The sequence below is a fragment of the Amycolatopsis sp. ATCC 39116 genome, assembly GCF_000231075.2.
Classification (GTDB): Bacteria; Actinomycetota; Actinomycetes; order Mycobacteriales; family Pseudonocardiaceae; genus Amycolatopsis_E; species Amycolatopsis_E tucumanensis.
Genome location: NZ_AFWY03000019.1, coordinates 24,308 through 36,622 on the forward strand (window position 1 = coordinate 24,308; position 12,315 = coordinate 36,622).

Below are 12,315 nucleotides of genomic sequence, written 5' to 3' on the forward strand. Positions count from 1 at the left end.
CGACGAGCGGCAGCGCCCCGCGATCCGGCGCCGCACTGCTTGCCCCGCCGCCAGGATCCCGTGGTCGCCACCACGGCGTGCCGAGTGGTGCACCGCCGGCCGGCGGCGGCACCCACGCTCAGCGCCGCGCGCGCCACCCCAGCGACAGCACCGCGTCCACCAGCTCCTGGTAGGTCTCCTTGACCTCGCGCAGGTAAAGATCCAACCGTCCGGCGTACGCGTGTGGTGCGGGCGCCGGGTCGGCCCCGACCTCCAGCCACGGCAACCTGCTGACGTTGTCCTGCGCCATCCGCCACCAGTGCTGCGCGCCCTGCACCGTGCGGGCCTCGCGTTCCTTCGCCTCCGCCACGGCGGCCTCCGCGGCCGCGATCTCGGCGTCCAGCTCCTCGGCCCGCCGCCGCTCCCACGCCCGCAGCTCCTCGGCCGCCTTGCCGGCCAGCCCGACGATCTGCTTGTACTCCATCGCCGCGTTCATGCCTGGTGCTCCAGCCGGTCGAAGGGGATCATCACCTCGGGCGAGACGTGCGTGCTGCGGTCGAAGAACAGCGCCCGCCCCGGCCGCGGCGACCAGTGCACGACCTGCCCGGCCGCGAACTGGCTCAGCTCCGCGCCCTGCACGTCCAGCGCCGCCCACGCCCCGATGTCGTCGGTGCCGGCGAACCCGAGCGTGTCCTTCAGCCGCGCCGTGCTGCGCCACCACCCGATCGTGTGAGTGCCCTTGCCTGGTCCCTGCTTGAGAACCACCCGGAAGTGGTCCAGCCCGCTCTTGAGCTGACCGGGTTGCTTCTGCTCCAGGATCGGCAGCGCCGCGTCGACGCCGTACAGCAGCAGGATCCGCGCGTGCTCGGGCGGCTCCTCGGCGAGCTTGGCCATGTGCTCGCCCAGTTCGACGTCGCTCAGCCGCACCACGCGGTGCCCGTCCGACTCCAGCCCGTCGGCCAGCTCGCCGACCGCGGACGCGCACCGGTCGACCAGGCACGCCACCAGGAACTCCACCTCGTGCGGCGGGTACTGCTTCGCCAGCGACCGGGCGGCCGCGTCCATGATGGACAGTGCCTCGGCGATCGCGGTGCCCATGATCGCCAGGTTGCGGCCCGGCGCCCCGGTCAGCTCCACCGCGCACGCCGTGTCCTCGACGTCGATCGACTGGCCCAGCAGCGCCCGCGGCGGCCCGCCCGGCGTGAGCCCGGCGAACGCGGCCGAGTGCTCCAGCACCGGCGAGTGCGCGCCGTCGAACAGCCGCGGCCGCTGGTGCTCCTGGGCGTAGCGCTCCCACAGTTCCCGTTGCAGCGACGAGAAGATGTCCTTGCTGCTGGCGTCCGGCACGTGCGCGAGCTGGTTGCCGTGCGCGACACCCGAGTCGTGGTTGACCACCGCGTGCCACTTCGGCGCGGCAACGGCCGCGTTGTTGGTCTCGGCCAGCACGCGCCGCGCCTTGGGCATGGCGATGCGCAGCGTGCACTGCTCGAACACCGCCGGCTTGCCCCAGAACGCGTCGATGCCCGCGATGTCCTGGCTCGCCAGGATCAGGTGGATGCCCTGGGCGCGGCCACGGCGGGCGATGTCCTCCAGCAACGCGGTCGCCTGGTTGGTGACGCCGTCGCGGCCCGCGAACAGGTACTGGAACTCGTCGATCACCGCGACGATCCGCGGCCAGTGCCCGTCCGGGTCCTGCTGGCGCAGCCCGGCCAGGTCGGTGACCTCGTGCTCCTTGGCTGCGGCCGACCGGCGGCGCAGCTCGTCGGCGAGGAACCGCAGCAGCGCCAGGCCGAACTCGCGGTCGGTGTTGACGTTGACCCCGATCAGGCGCGCGTGCGGCAGCCAGCTCGCGTCGCGGCGGCCCGGCGCGAGCCCGGCGAAGGACACGCCCTCCTTGAAGTCCAGCAGGTACAGCGCGAGCTCGTCCGGCGGGTAGCGCGCGGCGAGGCTGCCGAGCAGGGCGTAGAGGAAGTTGGTCTTGCCCGAGCCGCTCGGGCCGCCGATCAGCGCGTGCGGGCTGGCGTCGCCGATGACGACCTCGACCGGATCGCCCTCGAAGAACCCGACCGGCGCCCGCAGTTCGCGCGCGGAGTTCTCCTGGCCCAGCTCGGCGGGCAGCAGGTCGCGGAACGACCGCGGGCCGCCCTGCTTCTCCACGATCGCGTCGGCCAGCCTGCTCGCCGCTGCGCTGACCTCGGCCGACGGGATCGGCGGGTCCAGGTCGACGACCAGGTTGGGCCCGGTCATGCTGGTCGCCGCGTGGTGCTCGTCGAGCATCCGGATGTTCTCGAACGCGCCGCCGAGGATCGTCGGGATGTCCACGGTGATCAGCGAGATCCCGGCGGCCAGCGCGGCGCCTGCGATGCGCTTGAGCTCCCGCAGCGGTTCCGGCGCCCACGTCTCGCCGTTGCCGAACAACACGACGATCCGCCACGGCTCGACGCGCTGCCCGAGCTGGTCCCGCAGGCCGCGCAGCGAGGTGTGGCCGGCCTGCATGGTGTGCGCGTGGATGCGGCGGATGTGCCCGGTCACCTCGTCGAGCAGGACGCCGAGCTGGTCCGGGTCGTACAACGTGACCGCGGACGTGCGGGACAGCGGGTACAGGTTGGGCAGCACGGCGGTCAGCTGCGCGACGTCCCACAGGTGGATCCGCACCGAGCCCAGCTCCATCGTGCTGAGCACGCGCAGCAGCAGGCCCTCGATGAGCGATTCGACGGCGGCCCGGCCGCGGACGGCCGTGGTGATCGCCAGGTGCGAGTCGTCCAGCAGTGGCACCACCACCGGGAACGGCCCGGAGTCGTCCATTGTGGACGAGCCGATGCGCCACAGCGGCGGCGGTTTCAGCGGTTCCCGGCCCGCACGGCCGAGCCACGCGCTGGGCGGCAGGCTCGCCGGCCCCGGCGCGACGCGCGCGACCAGGTCCCGCAGCCGCGCGGGCACCGTCGCGGCGTCGGTGTAGAACGCGGCGTGCTGCGCGTTGAGCTTGTCCCGCACCCCGGCCATCACCGGGCTGCGGAGCGCTGCGGTGAGCTCCTCGTCCCCGGCCGCGTTGTCGATGCCGACCCGCACGATCTGCTGCTCCAGTTGGAGCCGGGCCAGCTCGGTCTCGGCGATCTGGCGGCCCGCCTGCGCGGCGCCGAGCACCATGCCGAGCTTCTCGCGCATGGTGCCCAGTGCCGTCACGACCCGGCGTTTCTGCTCGTTGGCCTTCGCCATGGCGCGCCTACAGCCGGGCCAGGTAGGTGTTCACCAGATCGTCGGCGGCGCGCAGCCGGTCGGCGTCCTTGCCGAGCCGGTCGACCGCCGCCGCCAGCTCCGGTGGCACCCACGCGTCGGCCTGTTCATGGGCGTTCACGATCACTTCGCGCGCTTCGTCCAACAGCTCCACCGCACGGTTGGTGTGTTCGCTTGCCTCGGCCAGTTTCGCACGGAACGCGGTCAGCTGCGCCTGCAGTTCGGGGAGCGAGAACATCTAGAGGCGGGCGGCGTACGACTCGGCCGACGACACCGCCGCCTGGATGGTGTTCTGCTGACCGCTGATGCCCTGCAACGCCTCGGCGAGCATGCTGTTCGCCTGGGTCACCTCCGGCTGCGTGCTTCCCGAGGTGACCTGGCCCAGGATCTGCTGGGCCTCCTCGAGTGCCTGAGCGGCCTGCTGGAGGGCTGCGACGCTGGCGTTGCACTTCTCGTTCGCCATCGCGATCCCAGCGCGGATCTCTTCCACTCCGGCCATAGTGACGCGGGTTCTCCTCGAGCTAGCGGTTAGTACGGCCGCGTGTGCGGCCTGTCAACAAACTATCGGTAGAGCGGACCGGAGCATGAGCCTGGTCACTGGTGCATCCGGGTGAAGCGCGGAGCCGGTTCACACGGCCGTGTGCGCCCTGAACGCAGAACGCCGGGCCCCTGTGGGGTGCCCGGCGTCGTGCGAAGAGCGGAGGATACGGGATTCGAACCCGTGAGGGCTGTTACACCCAACACGATTTCCAATCGTGCGCCTTAGGCCGCTCGGCCAATCCTCCGCTGAGAAGGGTACAGCAGGCCTCGGCGCGCTCCGCCTAGACCCGCTTCTGGCAGGTGTAGGCCCCGTAGACCCGGCCGGTGAACTGCACGTCCAGGACCTCGAACCCGGCGGCGTCCAGCATCGGCTCGAGCAGCCACCGGAAGGTGCTGTGCTCGGTCCGCACGTGTTCGGCCAGGTCGTCGCGGGTGTAGCCGGTCTCCGGATCGGTGGCCGCCTGGTCGAACCAGTCCCGCAGGGCCGATTCCGTCTCGCCCGGCTGGAAGTCGTAGATCAGGTCCCGCAGCCGCAGCAGCCCGTCCGGCCGGAGCATTCCGGCGATGCGGTGCAGCGCGATCGCCTTCCAGAAGTCCGGCAGCTGGTGCAGCGCGTGCCGGGTGAACACCGCGTCCGCCGGCTCGCCCCGGTGCTCGTAGGTGAGGAACCCGGCCTGGACGCACTCGACGTTCGGCAGCGCCGCGGACCGGATCACGGCGAGCATCGCCGGCGACACGTCGACCGCCACGACCCGCTCGAACTTCTTCGCGGCGGCCGTGGCGAAGCGTCCGGTGCCCGCTCCCAGGTCGACGACGGTGCGGCCGTCCAGCAGTGCGAGGTCCTCGGACGGGTCCGGCCGGCCCTGCTTGCGGTCGAAACCGGCGACGAAGCCGGGGTCGAGGTGTTCGGGCCCGGCATGGGCGAGCTCGTCGAGCATCCACGGTCCGGTCATGCCCCTGATTGTGTCGGCCGTGGCCAGCGGTTTTTCAGGCCGCTTCGGGCGGGGCGGCGAGGATCTCGCGGCCGGCCTCGGTCAGCCGCACGCCCACCCGCTGGCCGAGCAGGCCCGGCCGCGACGGGCACACGAACCCGGCGTGCGCGAGCAGGTGGGCCGTGACCTGGTCGCAGCAGGGGAGCCCGTCGATGAACAGGTCCGGCTCCGAGCTGCACGTCATCTCCGCGCGGCCGGCGCTCACGGCACGCAGCATCGCCATCGCGCGGCGGGAGAGGTTTCGTCGTTGTTCCATCGTCGCCCCCGTCAGGCCGACCGGGTGAGTGTCTCCCCGTCGTCGTCCGGGGCGGCGACGGGCGCGGACAGCGCGCAGATCTCCTCCACGACCTGGCGGTGCGCGGCGAGCGCCAGGTGACCGACCCCGGGCAGCACCACGTTGCGCACGTCGAGGTCGGGGTGTTCGATGCGGCCGTGGCGGCTGGGCAGCACCAGCTCGTCGCCGTCGCTGGAGAACGTGACGAACTTCGTCGCGACCTCCGGCGCCGGCCGGTCCAGCTCGGCCAGCAGATCGCTGCCCGGGCGCAGCTGGCGCGCCAGCGGGATCGGCGAGAACAGCCAGGCCGCGACCGTGCCGCCGTGCGGCGTGCCGACGGTGACCACGGTGCCGACCCGCTCGTGCCCGCCGAGCCGCTGCACGTAGTAGCGGGCGATGAGGCCGCCGAGGCTGTGGCCGACCAGGTCGAGCTTCGCCGCGCCGGTGACCTCGCACAGCTGCTCGATCTGCCCGGCCAGCCGCGCGGCGGCGGACCGGACGTCCCGCAGCAGCAGGCTGTAGCTGAACGAGACGACCGGCCCGGCGCCGCAGCGGTCGAGCGCGAGCTTCAGGTCGGTGAAGATCGCGGTGTTGTCGGCCAGACCGGGCAGCACCACCAGCGGGCGGCCCGATACCGGCGCCGGCAGGCTCCGGCGGACCGGGTGGATCGCCCAGCGCCGCCCGATGCCCGCCGGGTACCGGACCGCGTGCGTCACCACACTCGCGATCTCACCCGCGACCGTACGCAGAACCGTCATCGCACACCTCCCCGTCGAGGTGGTCGTCCACTTGCTGCGAGGTTAGCCGTGGGTACCGACATTTTCGTTTCGCCGCCCCGGTATCGGTTTCGTTTCGGCCCCGATCAGTGGAACAGGGCGAGCTTCCCGGCGACCTCGCGGGCGGCCGCGAGCAGGGTGCGCACGGTGCCCAGGTAGGTCTTGGCCTCCGAGGGCAGGATGTGGCTGTCCCGGCTGGTGGGCATGTCCAGTTCCCGCGCCCGCTGGCGGAGCAGCTCGATCTGCGAGAACTGGTGCCCGAACTGGGCCGCCACGGCCGTGCCGACCACCTGCTCCGGCGCGGACAGCGCGGGCCGCAGCCCCTGCCGGGCGAGCAGGCCCGAGCCGATCAGCTGCGCGGCCTTGGCCAGCAGCAGGAACGCCGAGTCCGGCGACACCTCCGCGAGGCGTTCGGCCGAGGAGATGTGCTTGGCCGCGAGGTCCAGGAACGGCTGCCCGTTGGCCGCGGGCCCGCCGACGAGGTCGAGGTGACCGGCCCGCACCAGCTGGATGACGACGTCGTGCCCGTTGAGGCCGACGCCGGAGGCCAGCGGCACCTGCCGGGGCGGGATGGGCGCGATCTCGACGACCGGGTGGCCCGGCCGCTGCCGCGGGATCTGCAGGCCGTCCAGACCACGCTCGGGCGCGGCGATCGAGAAGCTCACCGGGCGCTTGAGCCGCTGCTCGGCGCGCCGCGCGGCGGTGTGCAGGCCCTGCTCGTCGGCGGGTGCGCCGGGCTGCAGGGATACCAGCAGTTCGATGCTCTCCGGGGCCGGGCCCGGCAGGCCGGCGAACCGGTCCGCCCACACGCCGCCGACCAGGATGCGCAGCACGCCGCGCACGTTGCCGAACTCCTCGCCGAGGATCTGGGGGACGCCATAGGTGAGGCGCAGCAGTTCGGCGAGCGGGCGCGCGAGCGGCCCGTCCCCGGACGCGCGCATCAGGCGGATCGTGCCCTCGCGGCGGCTGGTGAGGATGCCGGCCTTCTCGAGGAGCTTGTTCTCCTTGTCCACGGAGGCGAGGGAGCTGCCGGAGTGCTCGGCCAGTTCGGTGAGGCTGAACGAGCGGTCCGGGTTCAGCAGCGTGGCCGCGAGGATGCCGGCTTGCACGCGCGACCGGAAGACCGGGAGGAGGGCCGGGGTGCCCTGCGCGCGGCGCGCGGGCCCGGGCGCGGCGGGCGCGTTGTCGGTGACGACGGCGTGCCCGAGCCGATTTCGCCGGCGGGCGGCCGCGGCCGCCTGGTCGAGCCGTTCCTGGGGCACCTGCAGGACGACGGACAGCCATCGTCGGGTGCCCAGCCGCGGGATCTGGTGCCCGCGTTCCCAACGGGCCACCAGATCACGCGTGACGGTCGGCCGCCCCGAAACGGTCGCCAGTTCGCGCGCCAGGGTGTACTGACTGAGCTTCCGCTCCCGCCGAGCGGCCCGGATCAGGTGCGAGATGGGCTGGTTCAGGTCCACTTCCATGATCTTCAGGGCTCCTAGTTCCGCCGATTGGGCCACGACCGTAGCTCCGCCCCTGGCCCCCGCACCGTACGTTTCGCGCACGCTTTCATCTGTTTTGCGCCCCCGGCGCGCTGAGCCCGCTGCTGGGTGAACTCGTCCCCTGGCTGTCCGCCGTCACCGTTGGGAAACATCGACTTGTGCTGGGGACCGGATGAATGGGTGAAGTATGTGCCTCAAGGAACTACTGATAGGCCCGGACGCCACTGTCCGTGACGCGCTGCTGGTCATCGACATGCACGAAATCAGCGAGGTCCTGGTCACCGACACCCGACACAAGCTTCTGGGCGCGGTGTCCGAAAACGACCTGCGGCGTTCGTTGCTGCAAGGAGCGAATCTGGGCGACCCCGTGTCCGACCTGATCCGGCCGCCGATGATGACCGTCGGATCCAAGTCGGGCCGTGCCGAAGTGCTGGACCTGATGCGTGCCCTCGGGCTGCGCCAGGTGCCGATCCTCGACGACGAAGGGCACGTCGAAGGCCTGCACATCGAGAACCGTGTGCTCGGCGTGCGAAAGCGCCCCAACTGGGCGATAATCATGGCTGGTGGCAAGGGAACGCGACTCGGTCCACTGACGAAGACCATTCCGAAACCGATGCTCCCCGTCGCGGGTCGCCCGATTCTGGAGCGTCTGGTCCTCCATCTCGTCGGTGCGGGCATCGAACGGATTTTCCTGTCCGTCAACTACCTCGCGAGTATCGTGGAGAAACACTTCGGCGATGGCTCGCAATTCGGTTGCTCCATCGAATACCTGCGCGAGGACCCCGACGTGCCACTCGGCACCGGCGGAGCGCTGCGTCTGCTCGGTGAACTGGGATACGCGCCGGCGGAACCGTTGCTGTTGATGAACGGCGACCTGATCACCGGGTTTTCCGTTGATGGGTTGCTGAACGCCCACGCCGGCAGCGGCGCGGTGGCGACCATCGCGACCAGCACGTACGAACACCAGATCCCGTTCGGGGTCACCGAATGCGATGGGAACGAACTGGTGCGCATCGTGGAAAAGCCGACCCCCACCTGGGAGGTCAACGCCGGAATCTACGTGATCGACCCGGCGTTGTTGTCCCGGGTGCCGCACGGGCAGCTGTATCCGATCACCGAGCTCTTCGTGGACTGCATCAGCCGCGGTGAACGAGTCTGCTCCTGGTCTCTCCGGGACGACTGGCAGGACATCGGGAGACCCGACGAGCTGGCACGTGCACGGGGCCAGGCATGAGTGCGATCACCAGTCGTACACACATTGCAAACTCGCGAGCAGAGCGGAAACGAGCACTCCGATGATGAAGACCGTCGTGTTGGGCACCGGCTCATACCTGCCGCCCACAGTCCTGACGAGTACGGAACTGGGTGATCGCCTCGGCACAGGGGGCCAATGGATCGTCGACAAGACGCACATCAGGGAACGGCGTGTCGCGGACGGGAGTGAGGCGACCTCGGACCTGGCGACAGCCGCGGCCCGACGAGCGCTCCAGAGCTCGGGCACCAGTCCGGACGAGCTGGATCTGGTCATCGTCGCCACGTCCACTCCGGACCAGCCGATTCCGGCCACCGCCGCGTTGGTGCAGGCGAACATCTCCGCCGACCGGGCCGCAGCCTTCGACGTCGACGCGGTCTGCTCCGGTTTCGTCTACGCCCTGGTTGTCGCTCACGGCATGTTGCTCGCCGACGACAGTTGCCGGAAGGCGCTCGTGATCGGTGCCGACATCTATTCACGCATCCTCGACTACGACGACCGGCGGACGGCGGTCCTGTTCGGTGATGGAGCGGGCGCGGTCGTGCTGGGCAAGACGAACGCGGATCGTGGTATCCACACGACGCTTCTCGGTTGTGACGGGAAGCGGGCCGATCTCGTCCAGGTGCCCGCAGGCGGGAGCCGGCGACCGGCTTCCCCGCAGACACTCGCTGACGGCCTGCACTACTTCAAGATGATCGGCAGGCCGGTGCGCGAACTCGCCGGACAGGTCATGCCGGAGGTGGTCGAACAACTCCTCAAGCGGGCCGGCCTGACCCTCGACGACGTCCAGCACCTCGTGCCGCACCAGGCCAACGGTGTGATGCTCGCTGAACTCGACTCCGCGCTCGGGCTCGCGCCGGGGGTGATGTGCCGCACGGTCGAACACTTCGGGAACACCGGGGCGGCATCAGTGCCGATCACCCTCGATCACGCCGTGCGCGGCGGGCAGATCGGTGAGGACGACCGGGTCGTGCTCGTGACGTTCGGCGGTGGAATGAGCTGGGGCGGCGCTCTCCTGACTTGGGCCTACACACATGGCGAGGAGACGTCCCATGACTGACGACGCAATGGATTTCGCAGGTCGCGTGGTCGTCGTGACCGGAGCCAGTCGCGGCATCGGGAGCGAGCTCGCCCGCGCGTTCGCTCAGCGCGGAGCACGGCTGGGGCTCCTCGCGCGGGATATCGGTGCGCTGAAGCGCCTGGCCGACGACCTCCCCACCGAGGTCACCACATTCGGCTGCGATGTTTCCGATCCCGCTGAGACGGATACCGCGATCAAGGGCGTTGCCGAGCAGTTCGGCCGGATCGATTCCGTGGTCGCGAACGCGGGAGTGTCCCTGCCGTCCCACCGTGCGCACAAGCTTTCGGACGATGTGTGGCGTCGCGTGATCGATGTCAACCTCACAGGAACCTTCAACACGGCCCGTGCCGCACACGCCCACCTCGCGGCGACAGGCAGGGGTCGTCTCGTGCTGACTTCCTCGATCATGGCGCGAGTGCCCCGGCGAGGCCTCAGCGCCTACGTGGCTTCGAAGGCGGGGATCGAGGGCCTCACCCGCGCACTCGCCGTCGACTGGGCTGTGGACGGCATCCTCGTCAACGCGGTGGCACCCGGTTTCTTCGACATCGGCCTCGGGTCCGCCTTCGGCAGCGACGAGCGGTTGAGGACGCAAGTGCTCGCGAAGACACCTCAAGGCAGGCTGGGTTCGATCGAGGAACTGGCGAACGTGGTCATGTACCTCAGTGGCGCTCGATGTGGCTACCTGACCGGCGAAGTGCTCACGGTCTCCGGGGGGTACGGCCTTGGATGAGGTCCGAGCCGATGTGCGTGAAGGACGATCGGTGAATCCCCCGAAGGAGTTCGATGTCATCGTCGTGAAGGACGTGCGGATTCCGTCGAGCTCACCCGGGGTGAGCTTGGCCGCCGACATCTACATGCCACTGGTCACCAAGCCGTGTCCTGCCGTCGTGACCATGCACAGTGTCCGCAAGGATGCGATGGCCGGCATGGGTGTCCGACGATTTCTCCGCTACTTCGCGAAGCGCGGATACGCCTCGCTTCTCGTGGACACCAGGGGGACTGGTTCGTCCGATGGCGAGGCGGTTCCGTTGCTCAGTCCGAGCGAGGGTGAGGACGGGGCTGCGGTGGTCGAGTGGATCGCTGACCAGAGCTGGTGCGACGGAGCGGTCGGGATGTGGGGGTCGTCGCACGGCGGGATGCTCACACTCGCAACGGCAAGCCTGCGGCCACCGTCCCTGAAGGCCGTTGTGGCCATGCTCGCCGCGACGGACATCGAGCGAGATCTGATCCACCCTGCTCACCAGCGTGGGGGGATCGGATATTTCGGACGGTTCGCGCTCCTGGACATCATCTTCAGCATGATGCCGGCGTTGCGCGCGGGCGATGACGTCGATGGGCGACGCTGGAAAGCGCGGGCGAGTGGCTTCACACCCCTGGTGCTCGACGCGTGGCGCAACAAGGCGGGCGACCCGGTTTGGCGGGAACGTGCTGTGGACATCGGGCGCATCGAGGTCCCGACCTTCTGTGTGGCTGGGTGGCGGGACGTCTACTGCGACAACATGATCCAAGCCTACGAGGAGCTCTCCGTGCCGAAGAAGCTGCTCGCGGGTCCGTGGCTCCACACCTTCGTCGACGCGTCTCCGAGGGAGCCGGTCAGCACGGCGGAGTTGACGTGTGACTGGTGGGACCGGTGGCTCCGGGACGCTGAGACCGGTAACAGCGCCGACCACGACGAGATGATCTATCTCGAGGGAACGCGCCCTGGCTGGTACACCCCGCGAGCATGGCCACCTCCGGACAGTGTTGTGCGAAGTTATGCGGTAATGGGCGTGGACGAACTGGCGCCGGTGGATGAGCGTGGGGCGACTGGCGAGGACGAAGCCATCGCGGCCCATCAGAACGATTCCACCGTCGGTGCCCTGACGGGTTTGTGGACGACGCCGACCGCGGTGTTCGGTTACCCGCTCGACCAGACCGACGATGATCGACGGTCGATGGCTTTCACCAGCGATGCGCTGGCGGAGGACCTCATCATCACCGGCCGGCCGGTTCTACGACTGGTGTGCGGGGAGGACACGACAGCGGTACGTTGCGTTGCCAAGTTGACCGACGTCGACGAGGCGGGGCGTTCACGGGCTATTGCTGTCGGCGTCGCCGGTCTGACTCCCGGCACGCGGGACGAAGTCACCGTCACGATGAACTCGACTTGCTACCGGGTGGCGCGGCGGCACCGCCTGCGGCTGGTACTGGCGGACAACGACTTTCCCCGGCTCTGGCCGGTGAATGGGCCTTCCTGCCTCGCTGTCGCCTCCGCGAACCGGCTTTCCGGCGCGAAGGGACACTGGTCGCGGCTCGAACTGCCCATCTTGGAGGAGAGCACCCTGCGACCCGTTGCCGTGCCTCGACCCGCGAAATCGACGGGAGGAACGAGCCGGGTGAAACTGCCGGACCCCGTGTGGGAGACATCCCGCGACCACGTGAGCGGCGGCGCGGCTGTGCGGATCGACACGACTGAGGGGGCTCCATACGAGTCCGGCGGCGAGCACTTGCTGATCATTGATCGCACGATGCGCGCGACGGTCTCGGACCGGAATGCGACGAGCACCGAGATAAAGGGGTCCGGCCGCGCGTCGGTCCGTACCGAGTCGGGCGACGACGTGATCGTGGAGGCGCGGGTGACCGTCGAAGACGACCAGTTGCGGGCCGAAGGGCTGGTCGAGGTCAACGGCATCCGGGTGATCACACGGCATTGGACAGCTTGAG

Annotated in this window: 12 protein-coding genes and 1 tRNA gene; 4 read left to right on the plus strand and 9 right to left on the minus strand. The window is 69.8% G+C overall.

The window, feature by feature from the left end; translation table 11 throughout:
* Nucleotides 1-118 precede the first annotated feature (118 nt).
* The 9 genes from AMY39116_RS0320380 to AMY39116_RS0320420 form a co-directional block, all read right to left on the minus strand.
* Complete coding sequence (locus AMY39116_RS0320380) at nucleotides 119-475, minus strand: hypothetical protein (protein WP_020419488.1); 357 nt, start codon at nucleotides 473-475, stop codon at nucleotides 119-121.
* Nucleotides 472-3,195 carry an FtsK/SpoIIIE domain-containing protein gene (locus AMY39116_RS0320385; protein ID WP_020419489.1) on the minus strand — a complete coding sequence of 908 codons (2,724 nt, stop codon included), beginning with the start codon at nucleotides 3,193-3,195 and terminating at the stop codon, nucleotides 472-474. Before AMY39116_RS0320385 ends, AMY39116_RS0320380 begins: the two co-directional genes overlap by 4 nt.
* A gap of 7 nt (nucleotides 3,196-3,202) precedes the next feature.
* The gene (locus AMY39116_RS0320390; protein WP_017986315.1) at nucleotides 3,203-3,451 is read right to left on the minus strand and encodes a hypothetical protein; all 249 of its coding nucleotides are present in this window, start codon (nucleotides 3,449-3,451) and stop codon (nucleotides 3,203-3,205) included.
* The gene (locus AMY39116_RS0320395) at nucleotides 3,452-3,712 is read right to left on the minus strand and encodes a hypothetical protein (protein ID WP_017986316.1); all 261 of its coding nucleotides are present in this window, start codon (nucleotides 3,710-3,712) and stop codon (nucleotides 3,452-3,454) included.
* Between the two features lie 199 nt (nucleotides 3,713-3,911).
* Nucleotides 3,912-3,998 (minus strand) — tRNA-Ser (locus tag AMY39116_RS0320400).
* A 36-nt stretch (nucleotides 3,999-4,034) separates the two neighbouring features.
* On the minus strand, nucleotides 4,035-4,706 hold the full coding sequence (locus tag AMY39116_RS0320405) for a bifunctional 2-polyprenyl-6-hydroxyphenol methylase/3-demethylubiquinol 3-O-methyltransferase UbiG (protein WP_020419490.1): 672 nt from the start codon (nucleotides 4,704-4,706) through the stop codon (nucleotides 4,035-4,037).
* 34 nt (nucleotides 4,707-4,740) lie between these two features.
* Nucleotides 4,741-4,968: a hypothetical protein gene (locus AMY39116_RS0320410; RefSeq protein WP_020419491.1), complete on the minus strand. Its 228-nt coding sequence runs from the start codon at nucleotides 4,966-4,968 to the stop codon at nucleotides 4,741-4,743.
* Nucleotides 4,969-5,012: 44 nt separating this feature from the next.
* Nucleotides 5,013-5,777 (minus strand): alpha/beta fold hydrolase, encoded by a 765-nt coding sequence (locus AMY39116_RS0320415; RefSeq protein ID WP_020419492.1) that lies wholly within the window; start codon nucleotides 5,775-5,777, stop codon nucleotides 5,013-5,015.
* 104 nt (nucleotides 5,778-5,881) lie between these two features.
* Nucleotides 5,882-7,261, minus strand: a complete 1,380-nt coding sequence (locus AMY39116_RS0320420; RefSeq protein ID WP_020419493.1) for a helix-turn-helix domain-containing protein — start codon at nucleotides 7,259-7,261, stop codon at nucleotides 5,882-5,884.
* A gap of 205 nt (nucleotides 7,262-7,466) precedes the next feature.
* Here AMY39116_RS0320420 and AMY39116_RS0320425 point away from each other — a divergent pair, with 205 nt between their 5' ends.
* From AMY39116_RS0320425 to AMY39116_RS0320440, 4 genes are all read left to right on the plus strand, one after another.
* Complete coding sequence (locus AMY39116_RS0320425) at nucleotides 7,467-8,513, plus strand: nucleotidyltransferase family protein (RefSeq protein ID WP_020419494.1); 1,047 nt, start codon at nucleotides 7,467-7,469, stop codon at nucleotides 8,511-8,513.
* A gap of 61 nt (nucleotides 8,514-8,574) precedes the next feature.
* Nucleotides 8,575-9,591 carry a 3-oxoacyl-ACP synthase III family protein gene (locus tag AMY39116_RS43285; protein ID WP_020419495.1) on the plus strand — a complete coding sequence of 339 codons (1,017 nt, stop codon included), beginning with the start codon at nucleotides 8,575-8,577 and terminating at the stop codon, nucleotides 9,589-9,591.
* The gene (locus AMY39116_RS0320435; RefSeq protein ID WP_020419496.1) at nucleotides 9,584-10,342 is read left to right on the plus strand and encodes an SDR family NAD(P)-dependent oxidoreductase; all 759 of its coding nucleotides are present in this window, start codon (nucleotides 9,584-9,586) and stop codon (nucleotides 10,340-10,342) included. Before AMY39116_RS43285 ends, AMY39116_RS0320435 begins: the two co-directional genes overlap by 8 nt.
* Nucleotides 10,343-10,373: 31 nt before the next feature.
* Nucleotides 10,374-12,314, plus strand: coding sequence for a CocE/NonD family hydrolase (locus tag AMY39116_RS0320440; protein WP_020419497.1), 1,941 nt, complete (start codon nucleotides 10,374-10,376; stop codon nucleotides 12,312-12,314).
* Nucleotide 12,315 lies beyond the last annotated feature (1 nt).